This window comes from uncultured Halovibrio sp., from assembly GCF_913056445.1.
Lineage (GTDB): Bacteria > Pseudomonadota > Gammaproteobacteria > Pseudomonadales > Oleiphilaceae > Halospina > Halospina utahensis_B.
In genome coordinates this window covers 1-16195 of record NZ_CAJXMA010000010.1, presented here as the reverse complement: position 1 = coordinate 16195, position 16195 = coordinate 1, and the positions used below count along the sequence as shown (strand labels likewise).

Below are 16195 nucleotides of genomic sequence, written 5' to 3'. Positions count from 1 at the left end.
TCCTGGTTCTCTCCTGTTAGATGGATCCGTTCTGTGTCCGGCGTTCAATGAAGCGGGCGATGCGCTGCGCGGCTTCCACGCATTCCTCCTGAGAGGCGACCAGCGCCATGCGGACCCGGTTTTCGCCGGGGTTCACGCCGTCGCTGGTGCGTGACAGATAGCGCCCCGGCAGTACGGTGACATTTTCCTCGTTGTAGAGCGCTCTGGCAAAGGTCTCGTCGTCCATGGGCGTGCGTGGCCAGAGGTAGAAGCCGGCCTCGGGACGTGCCACGTCCAGCCAGGGCGCCAGGATGGGAAGTACAGCATCGAACTTGGCCCGATAGGCCTCGCGGTTGGCCTGGACGTGTGCTTCATCATTCCAGGCGGTGATGCTGGCCTTCTGGTGATGGATGGGCATGGCGCAACCGTGGTAGGTGCGGTAGCGCAGAAAGCGCGCGAGACAGTCCGCATCTCCGGCGGCGAACCCCGAGCGCAGGCCCGGCAGGTTACTGCGCTTGGACAGGCTGTGGAACACCACGCAGCGGCGGTAGTCGTCACGCCCGAGCTGGCGGCAGGCGTCGAGCATGCCCAGCGGTGGTTCGGCCTCCGGGTGGTGGATCTCCGAGTAGCATTCGTCCCCCGCGATCACAAAGTCATGCCGGTCCGCGAGTTCCAGCAGTTGGCGGTAGTCCTCAAGGCCCATGACGGCCCCGTTGGGGTTGCCCGGTGAGCACAGATAGACCACCTCACACCGGTCCCATATGCCAGCCGGCACGTTACTGAACTCCGGCAGGCCCCCGCCATCCCGCGTGCTGTTGACGAAATACGGCTGGGCGCCGGCCAGAAGGGCCGCCCCCTCGTAGATCTGGTAGAAGGGATTGGGGCTGACCACCAGTGAATCCGGGGTGCCGGACAGCATGGCCTGGGCAAAGGAAAAGAGGCCTTCGCGGGTGCCGTTGAGGGGCAGGAGCTGGGTGTCAGGGTCCAGGTTGCCCGTCCCGAGATTGAAGCGGCGCGTGGCCCAGGTCGCGATGGCCTCCCGCAGTTCAGGCAGGCCCTTTGTGGCGGGGTATCGGGCCACGTCCGCGAGGCTGTCACGCAGGGTATCCAGCACGGAAGCCGGCGCCGGGTGTTTGGGTTCGCCAATGGAAAGGGCGATGTGCGCCTGCTCTGGCGGTTGCGTCCCCTCAAACAGCTGGGCCAGCTTCTGGAACGGGTAGGGGTGGAGGTCGTCGAGCCTCGGGTTCATATCGTGATTTCCTGTTCGCTGTGGCCATTGAGACCGGCCACTTCGTCCAGCTGCTGGCACAGCGCCTGACGCACGGACTCACAGGCTTCCGGGTCTTCCACCGGGTTGCCGCGTTCATCGGTCACGAAGAAGATGTCCTCCACCCGTTCGCCCAGGGTGGCGATCTTGGCGCTGACCAGCCGCATGTGGTGGTCCAGCAGGATGCGGCCGATGCGCGCCAGAAGGCCGGGGCGATCCGGTGTGACCACTTCCAGCATGGTGCGGTGGTTGGCCGTGTCCGTTGAGATGGTCACTTCCGTGGGGAAGGCGAAGTGCTTGAGCTTGCGCGGCACACGGCGCTCGATGATGGCCGGGTAGTCGTCCGGGTCGTCCAGCTCCTCCACCAGCCGGTCCCGGATGTGGTCCCGGCGCTCCGGGTCCTTGCCCAGGGGCTGGCCCTGCTCGTCCACCACCACGTAGCTGCTCAGGTTGTAGGGGCCCTCGCCCGAGAGGATGCGGGCGTCGACGATGTTCAGGTGCAGCTGCTCCAGTACCGCCGTGGTGGCGGCGAACAGCGCAGCGCGGTCGCGCATGTAGATGATGATGTGGGTGTAGCCGTCCGTCGGGCCACCCGTGGTGTCCCGGATCATCACCAGCGGGTCCGGGTTGTCGCCGTGGCGGATGATGGCGGCGCTCTGCCAGACAATGTCGACCGTGGCGTCCTGCAGGAAGAAGTCATCGTCCAGGGTGTTCCAGACCCGGTCGATCTGCTCGTTGCTGTAGCCCTGGCTGCGCAGCATGTCCCGGGCCTCCTCGCAGGTCGCGCGGATCCAGTCGTTGCGGTCGAAGGGGCTGTCGATGCCCTGGCGCAGGACCCGGCGTGTCTCGATGTAGAGCTGGCGCAGCAGCGAATCCCGCCAGGTGTTCCATAGGTTCGGGTTGGTGGCGGCGATGTCGCACACGGTCAGGATGTAGAGATAGACCAGGTGTACCTTGGACGGGATCTTGCGCGCGAACTCGCGGATGATGGCCGGGTCCGAGATGTCGCATTTCTGCGCGGTGAGCGACATCAGGAGGTGGTTCTCGATCAGCCAGGCCACCAGTTTGGTGTCCCGGTCGCTCAGGTGGTGCTGTTCGCAGAAGCGGGCGGCGTCGATGGCGCCGAGCTCCGAATGGTCGCCGCCACGGCCCTTGGCGACATCGTGGAACAGGCCGGCCACGTACAGCAGTTCCGGCTTGGGCAGTTGGTGGCTCAGCCGTGAGGCCAGCGGGAACTGCTCACGGCCCTCGGTGGTCTGCATGTGCACCATGTTGCCGATTACCCGCAGGGTATGGGCGTCCACCGTGTAGACGTGGAACAGGTCGTACTGCATCTGCCCGATGATGTTGCCGAACTCCGGGAGGTAGCGCCCGAGGACGTTGTAACGCTTCATGTAGGACAGGGTGGTGTCCAGTTCGTGAGGCGTGCGCAGCAGTTCCATGAACAGCGTGGTGCAGGCCAGGTTCTGGCGGAAGGCATCGTCAATCAGGTGCCGGTGGGCCCGGATGGCCCGGATGGTCGGGGCCCGGATGCCTTTCACTTCCGGGTGCTGGGCCAGAACCACGAAGATCTCCAGCAGCGCGTAGGGCGCATAGGCGAAGACCTGGGTGTTGGTGGCCTCAAGATAGCCATTACGGATCTGGAAGCGGCGGTTGACCGGCTGGATCTGCTCCGGTTCGTCCGCACGCAGGATCTCTTCATCCAGATGCTGCAGGATCACATCCGTGAGCTCCGCCAGTGCCAGCACCCTGCGGTAGTAGGCCTGCATCATCAGTTCCACGCCCAGGCGTCCATGGTGTTCCTCGAAGCCGAGCATGCGGGCGAGATCCGGCTGATAGTCAAACAGCAGCCGGTTCTCGTTGCGTCCGGCGAGGATCTGCAGACCGAAGCGCAGCTGCCACAGGAACGTCTCACCCTCGCGCAGGATCTCGAATTCCTCGTCCGAGAGGATGGCGAAGTGCATCAGGTCGGATGGGTCATCCAGCCCGAAGTGGCGGCGGGCCACCCAGATGATGGTCTGGATGTCGCGCAGCGCGCCGGGTGAGGCCTTGAGGTTGGGCTCCAGATTGTATTCGGTGGCCCCGTACTTGCCGTGGCGCTGCTGCTGCTCGCGGCGCTTGGCGGCGAAATACGCACGGTCGGAGAGGGTGTCGCTCGAGTACACACGCTTGCGGAGCTGCCTGGGGAGCTCGGTGTTGCCGGCGATCAGCCGGGTTTCAAGCATATTGGTGAGGATGGTGGCGTCCTCGCGCGCGGTGGATACGCACTCCTCAATGCTGCGCACACTGTGGCCGATGTCCAGGCCCAGATCCCAGAGCAGGGTCAGGAAGTCGGAGAGGGCTTCTTCGTGCGCCTGGGCGCCGGCTTCCCCGGTCAGGATCAGAAGGTCGATATCCGACCAGGGGTGCAGTTCGCCACGGCCATAACCGCCCACGGCCACCAGGGAAAGATCCTGTGCCTGCCCCAGGGGCGAGTGCTCCCAGAGCAGTGCCAGCACGGTATCCATGATGCGGGCACGACCGTGCACCAGTGAGCGCACATCGGTACCGGCACGGAAAGCATCCGCCATGACCTTCTGAAGGCGCTCAAGATGGCGGCGTACCGGCACACCGGGGGAGGCCGCATTCTGGATTTCGTCCGCCAGCGCGGTGGCATCCAGGTGCTGGTCCGGATCGAAAACGGGCGCCGAGTGATCCATCGGTGACTGCCTCATGGGTCAGGGTAGGAGCGGCCATGGCCGCGATGGTCCTTTCACGGTGCTCTGATCGCGGTTCAGGCGCGGTTCGCGCGAGCGCGCTCCTACGGGATTATGCGGGCTCCTCACCGTTGCGCAGGGTAAGGATCTCATACCCCTCGGCGGTGACCAGGACCGTGTGCTCCCACTGTGCGGACAGTTTGCGATCCCGGGTAACCACTGTCCAGCCATCCGGCAGTACCTTGCTGTGGCGTTTACCCTGATTGACCATGGGCTCAATGGTGAAGGTCATGCCCTCCTGCAGTTCCAGGCCGGTGCCCGGCTTGCCGAAGTGCATCACCTGGGGCTCCTCGTGGAAGCCCTGGCCGATGCCGTGACCGCAGTACTCGCGGACGATGCTGTAGTGGTTGGCCTCGGCGTGCTTCTGGATGGCGGCGCCGATGTCGCCGAGCTTCGCGCCCGGGCGCACCATCTCGATGCCGCGGAACAGGCATTCCCGGGTGACCCGGTTGAGCCTTTCGGCCGCGGGGTTGGCCTTGCCGGCGACGAACATCATGCTGGTATCGCCGTGATAGCCGTCCTTGATGACGGTGACGTCGATGTTGAGGATGTCGCCGTTCTTCAGGGCCTTCTTCTCATTGGGAATGCCGTGACAGATCACCTGATTGACGGAGATGCACACGGACTTGGGGAACCCCTTGTAGTTCAGCGGTGCCGGGGTCGCCCCATGCTCAACGATGTACTCATGGCAGATCCGGTCGAGTTCCTCGGTGGTGACGCCCGGCTTCACATGCTCGCCGATCATCTCCAGAACACTGGCGGCCAGTCGGCACGCCACCCGCATCTTCTCGATTTCCTCGGCGGTTTTGATCTGAACGCTCATGCCGCTCCCGCAGTCTGTTGATTCAAAGGCACCCTATTCTACCGGCTCAGGCCCGGAGATTGAACCTGCTCAATGCCGCAGCTTAGCTTCTGTAGGAGCTTGCCCTGCAAGCGATAGGGTTGAGGGAATCGCGAGCAGGACTCGCTCCTGCAGGTATGGCCTCAGACCGGTCGCGCAGGCAATTCATTCGGTGGTGTAACTTCCTTTCTGGCGCGTTTTATGGTAAAAATTCGCGCGCCGTTCCGGGGAGTTCCAGGCGGATCCACCGGAAGCGGTAAAAACCAAATACACACACGTATCGGCACATTGTCCCGGGTGCTCCGGTGGCCAGGTGGCCCCAGAGTCGGATAATGGGATGCGTGGAGGCGTAACCCAACCAGACAAAGGTGATAGCAATGGCACAGGTGAGCATGCGCGACCTGCTCAAGGCGGGCGCACACTTCGGACACCAGACGCGCTACTGGAACCCGAAGATGGGCAAGTACATCTTCGGCGCGCGCAACAAGATCCACATCATCAACCTCGAACATACCGTTCCGGCACTGAACCAGGCGCTTGATCAGGTTCAGAAGATGGCCGAGAACAAGAACCAGATCCTGTTCGTGGGCACCAAGCGCTCCGCCAGCAAGATCGTGAAGGAAGAAGCGGAACGCTGCGGTATGCCGTTCGTTAACCACCGCTGGCTTGGTGGCATGCTCACCAACTACAAGACCATCCGCCAGTCCATCCGCCGCTACCGCGATCTGGAGCAGCAGGATCAGGATGGCACGCTCGACAAGCTGACCAAGAAAGAGGCGCTGGACCACCGGCGCGAGATGGAAAAGCTTGAGCGCCACATCGGCGGTATCAAGGACATGGGCGGTCTTCCGGACGCGCTCTTTGTCATTGACGTGGACCACGAAGACATCGCCATCAAGGAAGCCAACAAACTGGGTATTCCGGTGATTGGTGTGGTGGATACCAACAGCGATCCCAAGGGCGTTGACGTGGTCATCCCGGGTAACGATGACGCCATCCGTGCGGTCCAGATCTACGTCCGTGCCGTGGCTGACGCCGTGATTGAAGGCACCCAGGCAGGTGGTGGTGCCGCTGATGAGTTTGTTGAAGTCAGCGAAGACGAACCGCAGGCGCCGGCGGCTGAATAAGCCCCGGCCCGCGCGAACGGCAACAACCGAATTGATTCAAGTGGGGAACAGATAATGGCTGCAATCTCTGCCGCACAGGTCAAGGAGCTGCGTGAGCGCACCGGCCTGGGCATGATGGAGTGCAAGAAAGCGCTGGTGGAAGCGGAAGGTGACGTTGAAACCGCCATCAGCAACCTGCGCAAGAACTCCGGCCTCAAGGCTGCCAAGAAAGCGGGTCGTACCGCCGCTGAAGGCGTTGTACGCCTGAAGGTGACCGATGACGCCAGCGTTGGCATGATGGTCGAGGTCAACTCCGAGACCGACTTTGTCGCCCGTGATGAGGGTTTCCTTGCGTTTGCGGATCGGGTGCTGGACGCCGCGTTCCAGAACGGCGAAACCGACATCGAGAAGCTGGTCGTTGATGACCTGGAGAAAGAGCGCGAAGAGCTCGTCCAGAAGATCGGCGAAAACATTACGGCACGCCGTGCTGTTCGCCTTGAGGGCGACGTTGTGGGTGGCTATGTTCACTCCACCAACGGCATGGGCGCGCTGGTGGCGCTCAAGGGCGGCTCCGGTGAGCTGGCCCGCGATCTGGCAATGCACGTCACGGCCGTGAACCCGCGGGTTGGTACGCCGGACGACATGCCGGAAGAGGAAGTCGAGAAGGAGCGCGAGGTCATTCGCTCCCAGCCCGACATGGAAGGCAAGAAGCCGGAAATCGTCGAGAAGATGATGACCGGTCGGATCCAGAAGTTCCTGAAGGAGAACAGCCTGGTGGAGCAGGGCTTCGTCAAGAATCCGGATCAGGCCGTCAAGGATCTTCTCAAGGAGCATGGCGCCGAGCTCGTGAGCTTTGTACGCTACGAGGTGGGCGAAGGCATCCAGAAGGAAGAAACGGACTTCGCCTCCGAGGTTGCGGCGCAGCTCAAGGGCTGATCCCTACGCAGCCGGCGGGCATGACCCGCCAATAACTCGGGCCGCATCTCCCGGCGCATGGCGCGTTGGGGAGACTGCGGCCGGTTTGTATCCAGAACACCGGTCAGGAGGTCACAGGCCATGCCCACCCAGAGTACGACACAGACCCGATACAAACGCGTTCTGCTCAAACTCAGTGGCGAGGCCCTGATCGGTGATCACGAATTCGGGATCGATCCCAAGGTTCTTGACCGCATGGCGGTCGAGATCGATTCGCTTGTAAGCATCGGCGTGCAGGTGGCCATCGTCATCGGTGGCGGCAATCTCTTCCGGGGAGCCGTTCTGAACGAGGCCGGCATGGACCGGGTGACCGGTGATCACATGGGCATGCTGGCCACCATGATGAATGGGCTGGCCATGCGCGATGCACTCGAGCGCTCCAATATCCAGAGCCGGGTCATGTCGGCCATTCCCATGAGTGGCATCGTGGAGCACTACGACCGCCGTGAGGCCATGCGTGACCTCAAGGGGGGCGATGTGGTGGTCTTCACCGCGGGTACCGGCAATCCCTTTTTCACGACCGATTCGGCGGCGTGCCTGCGGGCCATTGAGATTGACGCCGACGTGGTGCTGAAGGCGACCAAGGTGGACGGCGTCTACAACGACGATCCGGTCTCCAACCCGGAAGCCTTCAAGTACGATCGGCTCACTTACGATCAGGTGCTGGAAAGCCGTCTGGGTGTGATGGACCTCACCGCCATCTGCCTGTGCCGGGATCACAACATGCCGGTCCGTGTGTTTAACATGGGCAAACCCGGTGCTCTGCGTGACATCGCACTGGGCGGCAACGAAGGAACACTCATTGAGGAAGCCTGAACAAGAGGGCGGAAACCGTGTTAGACGAGCTCAAGCAAGACGCTGAAGAACGCATGCAGAAGGCGGTGGATTCCGTCAACAAGGCCTTTGCACGTATCCGGACAGGGCGGGCGCATCCCAGCATTCTGGATGAGGTGACGGTGGATTATTACGGCATGGAGACACCGCTCAAACAGGTCGCCAATGTCTCCGTGGAGGACGGGCGTACACTGGCTGTATCGCCCTATGAGAAGAACCTGGCGCCCAAGATTGAGAAAGGCATCATGAAAGCCGATCTGGGTCTCAATCCGGCGACCACGGGCGAGGTTGTGCGTGTCCCCATGCCCACCCTGACCGAGGACAGCCGTAAGGAGTACGTTCGCCATGCGCGCAACGAGGCTGAGCAGGGTCGGGTCGCGGTGCGCGGCGTACGCCGGGATGTGAACAGCGACATCAAGGATCTGCTCAAGGAAAAGGAAATCACCGAGGACGAAGAGAAAAAGGCTGAGGGTGATATCCAGAAGCTTACGGACAAGTACGTCGCCAAGATCGACGAGCTCCTCAAGAACAAGGAAAACGACCTGATGGCCATCTGAGGCCCGGGGTCCAGGGGCAAGCATGAGCGAGACGGATCAGGAAACGGACATGCCGCCACTGGCGGGCTGCCCGCGCCACGTGGCGGTGATCATGGATGGCAACAACCGCTGGGCCCGGGCCAGGGGCCAGCGTGGTATCAGTGGTCACCGTGCGGGTGTGAAATCCGTGCGCGCGGCGATCGAGACCTGCGGCAAGTCCGGTGTTGAGGTTCTTACCCTGTTCGCCTTCAGCAGTGAGAACTGGCGCCGTCCTGACGAGGAAGTCAGTGCCCTGATGACGCTGTTTCTGCGCTCGCTGCGCAAGGAGGTAAGGCGGCTCCGGGATAACGATATCCGTCTGTCCTTCATCGGCAGCCGCGAGCGGTTCAGCCATACGCTCCAGGAGCATATGGCCCGGGCGGAACAGGAAACCGCGCACTGTGGCAGCATGGAGCTGGTGATTGCGGCGGACTACGGCGGGCACTGGGATGTGGCCCAGGCCAGCCGTCGCATTGCGCAGGAGGTGGCGGCGGGGCGTCTTAGCCCGGACGAGGTGGATGAAAACCTGCTCCAGCGCTACATCAGCCTGGGCGACCGGCCCATGCCGGATCTGCTGATCCGTACCGGTGGGGAGCAGCGCATCAGCAATTTCCTGCTGTGGCAGTTCGCTTATACCGAATTCTATTTCTCTCCCTTGTACTGGCCTGACTTCCAGCATACTGCCATGCGTGAGGCGCTGGCGGACTTCGCGGGCCGTCAGCGCCGTTTTGGGCGTACTGGTGAACAGGTTGCCGAGCCCGCCATGCCCCAGAGGCAGTATGGATAAGGAGGCGCAGTGCTGAAGCAGCGGGTGATCACGGCTGTCATTCTGGCGCCCATTGTTGTGGGTGGTCTTTTTCTGCTGCCTCCGATGGGGTTTGCTGTATTTACCGGCGCTCTTCTGGCCATTGCCGGCTGGGAATGGGCCAACCTCTCTGGATTTGAGGGAGGGCTGCAGCGGTGGGCTTTCGCGCTGGTGCTGGTTGTTCTTATGGCCGTCTTCCAGGCGTTGCCGGTCGTGCCCCTTCTCGGGGTGCTGGCGATGTTCTGGCTGCTGGTGGCAGCCATGGTTGCCGCCTATCCAGCAGGTACAGGGCTCTGGCATCCGCGGCCGGTACGGCTGGTCCTGGGCATTCTGGCGCTCGTCGGGGCGTGGCTGGCGCTCAACCACCTGCGTGCTGGCGACCTGTCGCTGGGGCATACCGGCAACAACCTGCTGCTGATCCTGTACACCTTTCTTGTGGTCTGGGGCGCGGATATCGGCGCCTATTTCGCCGGCCGTGCCTTCGGGCGCCGCAAGCTGGCGCCGGCCGTCAGCCCCGGTAAGACATGGGCGGGCGTCTGGGGTGGCCTGGCAGTGGTGGCGGCACTGGCACTGGCCGTGGCCCGGTGGCTTGACCTCGCCAGCATCGCGGTGATTCAGTTCGTCCTTGCCTCGGTGCTGACCGCGCTCGCGTCGGTGCTGGGGGATCTGTTTGAGAGCATGCTCAAGCGCCATCGCGGCATCAAGGACAGCAGTCAGCTGCTGCCCGGGCACGGTGGTATCCTGGATCGCATCGACAGCCTGGTGGTTGCGATCCCGGTGCTGGCATCCTGTTTTACCCTCCTGGGCTGGCTGACGCCGGTTCAGTAACGCTTCGATACGGACTGGAACCCGGATGGGTGAAATCTCACCACAGACCCTTACAATCCTTGGAGCTACCGGCTCCATCGGCACCAGCACGCTGGACGTGGTTGCGCGTCATCCTGAGCGCTTCCGCGTGCACGCCCTGAGTGCCCACGCCAACGTGGAGGAGCTGGCACGGCTCTGCCGACAGTTCCGACCCCGGATTGCGGTCATTAGTGATGCTGCTCGCGAGACCGAGCTCCGGGAGGTGCTCGGGGACTTGGACATTACGGTTCTCAGTGGCGAGGCGGGGCTGTGCGAGGCCGCTTCGGATGCCGATGTGGATACGGTGATGGCGGCCATTGTGGGCGCTGCCGGCCTCGCTCCGACGATGGCGGCCATTGAGCAGGGTAAACGGGTGCTTCTGGCCAACAAGGAGGCCCTGGTGATGTCCGGAGGGCTCTTCATGGAGGCTGTTGAGCGCCATGGTGCCACGCTGCTGCCCATAGACTCCGAGCACAATGCCATCTTCCAGTGCCTGCCCCGGGCCGGCGCCGGCGTTGGGGAATCGGGCGTCACGCGTATTCTCCTGACCGCCTCCGGTGGCCCCTTCCGGACCACACCGGCCAGCGAACTCGAGCACGTGGGGCCGGATCAGGCATGCGCCCATCCCAACTGGGCCATGGGGCGCAAGATCTCGGTGGACTCGGCCACCCTGATGAACAAGGGGCTGGAGCTGATCGAGGCCTGCTGGCTGTTCGGTACCACGCCGGAACATGTGCAGGTCCATGTGCACCCTGAGAGCATCATCCACTCCATGGTCGAATACCGGGATGGCTCCGTGCTGGCGCAGCTGGGCAGTCCGGATATGCGTACCCCCATTGCCAACGCTCTGGCCTGGCCGGAACGTATTGAAGCAGGGGTGGCACCGCTGGATCTTTTCGAGCTGGCATCCTTTCATTTTGAGCGGCCGGACCTGGAGCGATTCCCAGCCCTGCGCCTGGCTGCTGAGGCTTTCCGGGCCGGAGGCACGGCGCCCGCCATCCTGAACGCGGTCAACGAAGTGGCAGTGGATGCCTTCCTTGGTGGGCGCATCGGCTTTACCCGCATCGCCGGTCTCGTGGACGAGGCTCTGGCGGAGCTGGCGCCGCGCCCGGCCGACTCCATTGAGGCGGTCATGGCCTGTGATGGGCGCGCCCGTGAATGGGCCATGAACCGACTCAACGTCGCGGAGAACGCCTCATGAGTGTGATCCAGACCATTCTGGCGCTGATCGTCACCCTGGGCATCCTGGTGACCGTGCATGAGTTCGGCCACTTCTGGGTGGCACGCCGCCTGGGTATCCGGGTGCTGCGTTTTTCGGTCGGCTTCGGCAAGCCACTTTTCATGCGCCGCGATCGCCATGGCACCGAGTACGCTGTGGCTGCGATCCCGCTTGGCGGGTATGTGAAAATGCTGGATGAGCGCGAAGGCGAGGTGCCGGAAGAGGAGAAACATCTGGCCTTCAACCGCCAGACGCCTGCGCGCCGTATCGCCGTGGCGGCCGCCGGTCCCATCGCGAACTTCATCTTTGCGGTTTTCGCCTACTGGCTTCTGGCCGTGATCGGGTTCACAACGATTGCGCCTGTGGTGGGCGATGTGGAGCCTGGCACCCCTGCGGAGCGGATGGCGCTTGAGTCCGGCATGGAGGTGCTGGAGGTCGACGGGCGCCAGACCCCTTCCTGGCGCCATGTGGGCATGGCGCTGCTGCAGCGTGCCGGTGAGCAGGGTGAGGTGAGCCTTACCCTGCAACAGGAGGGCCGCCGTCTTGAGCGCAGTACGGCTCTGGACGGTTGGCTGGGTGGCGCCCGGGACCCGGACCCGGTCAGGGAATTCGGTATCGAGCCGTGGCGGCCTGACATTCCTCCTGTTCTGGGCGAGATCCGGCCCGGATCTCCTGCAGAGGAGGCCGGTCTTCAGCCCGGCGATCGCATTCTGGCTGTGGAGGGCGAGGCGGTTGCGGACTGGTTGGCGCTGGTGGATCGCATCCAGGCGGCGCCTGGCGAGGCGCTTTCCATGCGCATTGAGCGCGATGGCAGCGAGCGCACCATCACCGTGACGCCGGCCGCCCGGACGGATGGGGAAGGTGAGCGCATCGGCCGTATCGGGGCCGGTGTGCAGTCGGTATCCTGGCCTGAGGACATGCGGCGTCAGACCCAGCTGGGGCCGGTCCGGGCGGTGCCGGAGGCGTTTAACCAGTTCTGGAATGACACCCGCACCACTCTGGTGGCTGTGGGCAAGATGGCCAGCGGGCTGCTTTCCGTGCGCAATATAAGCGGTCCCATCACCATCGCACGTGTGGCTGAGACCACGGTTACCACGGGTTTCGAGTCGTTCGTGCGGTTCCTGGCGTATCTGAGTATCAGTCTGGGGATCATCAATCTGCTGCCCATTCCCATCCTCGATGGCGGTCACATCCTGTTCTATGCGTGGGAATGGGGGCGCGGACGCCCGGTTTCAGAGGCGGTCCAGGGGCTATGGCTGCGGCTGGGCCTTCTGCTGATCGCGATGCTGACAGTCCTTGCGCTTTACAATGACGTGCTCCGATTGTGAGAATTGCCCGGCTCTGTCGGCGCCCGGTCGCCATGACATTTTCGTAATGGGGCGGCGTGTTCGCCGAACTGATGGTATCCGTTAGGCTGTCAGCCCTGTTTTCCAAGTCACGAGATCAGAAGGCGTTTAGCGAATCCATGAAAGGCCTTTTACGGACGTTGCTGCCGGCGGTAGTACTGGCACTGGCCAGCCTGTCGGCTCCAGCCGAGACCTTCGAGGTTTCGGACATTCAGGTGGAAGGTCTTCAGAGGGTCTCGGCGGGCAACGTCTTCAGCGCTCTGCCGATTGAGGTTGGTGACCGGATCAACGACGCTACGGTCGCCGACGCCATCCGCAATCTCTTCCAGACTGGCCTCTTCGCCAATATCCGCCTCGCCCGTGAAGACAGTGTGCTCATTGTCTCCGTCGAGGAACGCCCCTCCATTGCCCGGATTGAGGTTGAGGGTAACCAGAACATCAAGACAGAACAGCTCCTGGAGGGCATGCGTCAGGCCGGGGTGGAGGAAGGCCAGATCTTCCAGCGTGCCACTCTGGAGCGCCTTGAGCTCGAGATCCTGCGTTCCTATGTCGCTCAGGGCCGCTATAACGCCGATGTGAATGCCGAAGTTGAGGAGCTCGCGCGCAACCGCGTCGCCATCAACTTCAACATCAATGAAGGCGAAGTCGCCGCCATCCAGCACATCAACATCATCGGTAACGAAGCGTTCACCGAGGAAGAACTGATCAGCCTGATGGAGCTGCGTGAGACTGGCTGGTGGAACTCGATCACCAACGCGGACAAGTACGCGCGCGAGAAGCTCTCCGGCGACCTTGAGAGTCTGCGCTCCCATTACCTGAACCGCGGCTATGTCGAGTTCAGTGTGGAGTCCACCAATATCTCACTGGCCCAGGACAAGAAGCAGGTATTCGTAACCCTCGCGGTGGATGAGGGTGAGCAGTTCAAGGTCCGTGAGGTCACGCTCAACGGCAACCTGATTGTGGACGAGGAGGAGCTGCGCAAGCTGGTGGTGCTTGAGGAGGGTGAGCTCTTCTCCCAGGAACGCATGACCATGACCACCGATCTGATCACACGGCGGCTGGGGCGCGAGGGCTACAGCTTCGCGAATGTGGAGGCCACGCCCCGCACCCATGATGACGGCACCGTGACGGTCGCCGTGGATGTTCAGCCCGGCAAGCGCACCTACGTGCGCCGCATCCGCTTCGAGGGCAATACGGCCACCCACGATGAGGTTCTGCGTCAGGAAATGACGCAGATGGAAGCGGGTGTGGCCTCCTCGAGCCGGATCGAGACTTCACGCAATGAGCTTGAACGTACCGGTTACTTCGGGCAGGTCAGTGCCGATACGTCACCAGTGCCCGGTACGGACGACCAGGTGGATGTCACCTACTCGGTGGAGGAGCAGCCCACCGGCAGTCTCTCCGCCAACATCGGCTTCTCCCAGACCTCGGGGCTGATCTTTGGCGCCAGTGTCTCGGAGAAGAACTTTCTGGGCAGCGGCCGGCGTGCCTCGCTGGGCCTGAACAAGAGTGACTCGGTCACCAGCGCCAACATCTCCTACACGAATCCCTTCTACACCGTTGACGGGGTCAGCCGTGGCTTCAGTCTTCAGGCGCGGGAAACCGACTATGAGGAGGAGGAGGTGTCCTCCTTCGTGCTGGACACCATCAGCGCGCGCATGAACTTCGGTTATCCGATCAGCCAGTACACGCGCCTGAACTTCGGGCCCGGGTATGAATACAACCGGATTGAACCCGGGCGTTTCCCGGCCCAGGAGGTCACCGGGTTCATTGATGAAGAGGGCAACTCCCAGAGCGCCTTCCTGCTGCGGGGTTCCATTGTACGCAATACCCACAACCGGGGGCGCATGCCAACGGCAGGCTCGCGCAACAGCCTGACCGTGGAGACCGCAGTGCCCGGCAGTGACCAGACCTACTACAAGATCACCCAGAGAACCGACGCCTACTACCCGCTGACCAGTAACCAGCGCTGGGTGGCGCGGCTGCGTACCAAGTTCGGCTATGGCGATGGTTTCTCTGATACCGGTTCGCTGCCCTTCTACGAGCATTACTACGCGGGGGGGTACCACTCGGTGCGCGGCTTCGAGGCCAACAGTCTGGGCAATCGGGCGACTCCTGCTGAGGATGATCCCTTCCCGAATGATGACCGGCCCTTCGGCGGCAATATCATCGCGGAAGCCAGCGCCCAGCTGATCTTCCCGGTGCCGTTCGCGGCGGACAGCCGCAGCATGCGCTCCTCGGTGTTCCTGGACGGCGGTAACGTCTTTGATACCGCGCGTGGTTTTGACCCGGCGGCTGATGAGATCCGCTATTCCGTGGGCATCGGTTTTGAATGGATCACCGCCATCGGTCCGCTGGGCTTCAGTTTCGCGGAGCCACTTAACAACGAAGCGGAAGACGACACGCGCCGCTTCCAGTTCTCACTCGGTCAGCAATTCTGAGTGGGCCTCTGGAAGAATCCCGCCCAGGCGGGCACAATGGGCGGCATTCATTCAGCATGACAAACATCAACACGGGGAGGCGATCCATGAAACGGACGCTGACAGTCGCTGCGGCTCTGCTGATGCTGGCAGCATCGGTGCCGGTACTGGCACAGGAACGCATTGGCGTGGTCAACCTGCGTGAGGCGGTATTCTCCTCGAATGCGGGCGCCGAATTCGGTGACGTGATTCAGGGCCAGCTGAAAGAGGAACAGCAGGCCATCAGCCAGCTCGAGTCGGAAGCCATGGAGATGCAGGAGCGCCTTGAAAGTGATGGCGCCATGATGAACGAGTCCGAGCGTGAAGATCTGCAATCCCGGTTTGAGAAGAAGGTCCAGGAGTATCAGCAGCGGCGTGCCCGCTTCCAGCAGGCCGTGAACCAGCGCCAGCAGCAGTTTCTCCAGCAGTCCCGGCCAGCGGTGGACGCGGCCATGGAAACGCTGCTGGAAGAGCATGATCTGGACATCGTCATTCCGGCCGAGGCGGTCATCTACGCCAAGCCGGATATGGACCTGACCGACAAGATGATTGAGCTGCTCAATGAGCAGGCCGGTGACGGTGACACAAACAACAATTGAGCGGCGCTGATCCGCGGCGGGAGTGTGGATGCACAGCGTGGAACGAACCCTTTCCGAACTGGCTGACCTGCTGGGCGCGGAGCTCCGGGGCGATGGCAGTAAACGGATCACCGGCCTGGCTACTCTGGCCAGTGCCGGTGAGGATGACATAACCTTTCTGGCCAATGAAAAGTACGCGCGCCAGCTTGGTACAACCCGGGCTGGCGCGGTTCTCGTTCGGCCGGGGGAGGCCGACCAGTGTCCGTGCAGTGCGCTGGTGACGGACGACCCCTATCGGGCGTTTGCCCGTTTGAGCCACCTTTTCAATCCGGAGCCGGTACGCGAGGCGGGTATCCATCCCTCCGCGTTCTTGGCCGAAAGCGCCTCTGTTGCCGAGACCGCCTGGATCGGACCGGGCGCGGTGATCGACCAGGAAACGGAGATCGGTGAACGGGTGCGGGTAGGGCCGAACAGTGTTGTGGGTGCGGGGTCACGCGTGGGTGCGGATACCGTGCTGGCAGCCAACGTAACGCTCTACCACGGTGTCACCATGGGTGAGCGCTGCCGCATCAGCAGTGGTGCCGTGATTGGCAGTGATGGCTTCGGGTA

14 protein-coding genes are annotated in these 16195 nt (G+C 62.7%); 11 read left to right on the top strand and 3 right to left on the bottom strand.

The features are described 5' to 3' along the window. Window positions 1-16: 16 nt before the first annotated feature. The 3 genes from dapC to map all read right to left on the bottom strand — a co-directional run bounded on the left by dapC (window position 17) and on the right by map (window position 4825). Window positions 17-1228, bottom strand: coding sequence for a succinyldiaminopimelate transaminase (gene dapC, locus QZ501_RS03845; protein ID WP_295717306.1), 1212 nt, complete (start codon window positions 1226-1228; stop codon window positions 17-19). Beyond that, window positions 1225-3945 carry a [protein-PII] uridylyltransferase gene (locus tag QZ501_RS03840; RefSeq protein WP_295717304.1) on the bottom strand — a complete coding sequence of 907 codons (2721 nt, stop codon included), beginning with the start codon at window positions 3943-3945 and terminating at the stop codon, window positions 1225-1227. The genes dapC and QZ501_RS03840 overlap by 4 nt, the downstream gene beginning before the upstream one ends. Before the next feature lie 109 nt (window positions 3946-4054). Continuing rightward, window positions 4055-4825: a type I methionyl aminopeptidase gene (map, locus tag QZ501_RS03835; RefSeq protein WP_151438863.1), complete on the bottom strand. Its 771-nt coding sequence runs from the start codon at window positions 4823-4825 to the stop codon at window positions 4055-4057. A gap of 395 nt (window positions 4826-5220) precedes the next feature. Between map and rpsB the strand changes: the two genes are divergently transcribed. The 11 genes from rpsB to QZ501_RS03780 form a co-directional block, all read left to right on the top strand. After that, on the top strand, window positions 5221-5970 hold the full coding sequence (gene rpsB / locus QZ501_RS03830; RefSeq protein WP_077530678.1) for a 30S ribosomal protein S2: 750 nt from the start codon (window positions 5221-5223) through the stop codon (window positions 5968-5970). Between the two features lie 54 nt (window positions 5971-6024). Beyond that, on the top strand, window positions 6025-6885 hold the full coding sequence (tsf, locus tag QZ501_RS03825; RefSeq protein WP_151438864.1) for a translation elongation factor Ts: 861 nt from the start codon (window positions 6025-6027) through the stop codon (window positions 6883-6885). 120 nt (window positions 6886-7005) lie between these two features. Beyond that, complete coding sequence (pyrH, locus tag QZ501_RS03820; protein ID WP_095618244.1) at window positions 7006-7740, top strand: UMP kinase; 735 nt, start codon at window positions 7006-7008, stop codon at window positions 7738-7740. 17 nt (window positions 7741-7757) lie between these two features. After that, the gene (gene frr / locus QZ501_RS03815; protein WP_151438865.1) at window positions 7758-8315 is read left to right on the top strand and encodes a ribosome recycling factor; all 558 of its coding nucleotides are present in this window, start codon (window positions 7758-7760) and stop codon (window positions 8313-8315) included. Between the two features lie 22 nt (window positions 8316-8337). Continuing rightward, window positions 8338-9120: a polyprenyl diphosphate synthase gene (gene uppS, locus QZ501_RS03810; RefSeq protein WP_295717296.1), complete on the top strand. Its 783-nt coding sequence runs from the start codon at window positions 8338-8340 to the stop codon at window positions 9118-9120. Window positions 9121-9129: 9 nt separating this feature from the next. Then, complete coding sequence (locus QZ501_RS03805) at window positions 9130-9966, top strand: phosphatidate cytidylyltransferase (RefSeq protein ID WP_295717295.1); 837 nt, start codon at window positions 9130-9132, stop codon at window positions 9964-9966. Window positions 9967-9991: 25 nt separating this feature from the next. Then, window positions 9992-11185 (top strand): 1-deoxy-D-xylulose-5-phosphate reductoisomerase, encoded by a 1194-nt coding sequence (gene ispC, locus QZ501_RS03800; RefSeq protein ID WP_295717293.1) that lies wholly within the window; start codon window positions 9992-9994, stop codon window positions 11183-11185. Then, entirely contained in the window at window positions 11182-12531 is a 1350-nt protein-coding gene (gene rseP / locus QZ501_RS03795) for an RIP metalloprotease RseP (protein ID WP_295717291.1), read from the top strand. Before ispC ends, rseP begins: the two co-directional genes overlap by 4 nt. A 137-nt stretch (window positions 12532-12668) precedes the next feature. Further along, a complete protein-coding gene (bamA, locus tag QZ501_RS03790) occupies window positions 12669-14990 on the top strand; it encodes an outer membrane protein assembly factor BamA (protein WP_160897964.1) in 2322 nt (773 codons plus the stop codon). A gap of 86 nt (window positions 14991-15076) precedes the next feature. Then, entirely contained in the window at window positions 15077-15607 is a 531-nt protein-coding gene (locus tag QZ501_RS03785; protein ID WP_160897965.1) for an OmpH family outer membrane protein, read from the top strand. Window positions 15608-15644: 37 nt separating this feature from the next. Beyond that, the coding region (locus tag QZ501_RS03780) for an LpxD N-terminal domain-containing protein (protein ID WP_295717285.1) at window positions 15645-16195 on the top strand (551 nt) is incomplete at its 3' end.

Bases quoted from the DNA above. Each gene is read 5' to 3' on its own strand.
- bamA (WP_160897964.1), top strand. From the start codon at position 12,669: ATGAAAGGCCTTTTACGGACGTTGCTGCCGGCGGTAGTACTGGCACTG.
- tsf (WP_151438864.1), top strand. From the start codon at position 6,025: ATGGCTGCAATCTCTGCCGCACAGGTCAAGGAGCTGCGTGAGCGCACC.
- pyrH (WP_095618244.1), top strand. From the start codon at position 7,006: ATGCCCACCCAGAGTACGACACAGACCCGATACAAACGCGTTCTGCTC.
- ispC (WP_295717293.1), top strand. From the start codon at position 9,992: ATGGGTGAAATCTCACCACAGACCCTTACAATCCTTGGAGCTACCGGC.
- uppS (WP_295717296.1), top strand. From the start codon at position 8,338: ATGAGCGAGACGGATCAGGAAACGGACATGCCGCCACTGGCGGGCTGC.
- dapC (WP_295717306.1), bottom strand. From the start codon at position 1,228: ATGAACCCGAGGCTCGACGACCTCCACCCCTACCCGTTCCAGAAGCTG.
- rpsB (WP_077530678.1), top strand. From the start codon at position 5,221: ATGGCACAGGTGAGCATGCGCGACCTGCTCAAGGCGGGCGCACACTTC.
- map (WP_151438863.1), bottom strand. From the start codon at position 4,825: ATGAGCGTTCAGATCAAAACCGCCGAGGAAATCGAGAAGATGCGGGTG.
- rseP (WP_295717291.1), top strand. From the start codon at position 11,182: ATGAGTGTGATCCAGACCATTCTGGCGCTGATCGTCACCCTGGGCATC.
- QZ501_RS03785 (WP_160897965.1), top strand. From the start codon at position 15,077: ATGAAACGGACGCTGACAGTCGCTGCGGCTCTGCTGATGCTGGCAGCA.
- QZ501_RS03840 (WP_295717304.1), bottom strand. From the start codon at position 3,945: ATGGATCACTCGGCGCCCGTTTTCGATCCGGACCAGCACCTGGATGCC.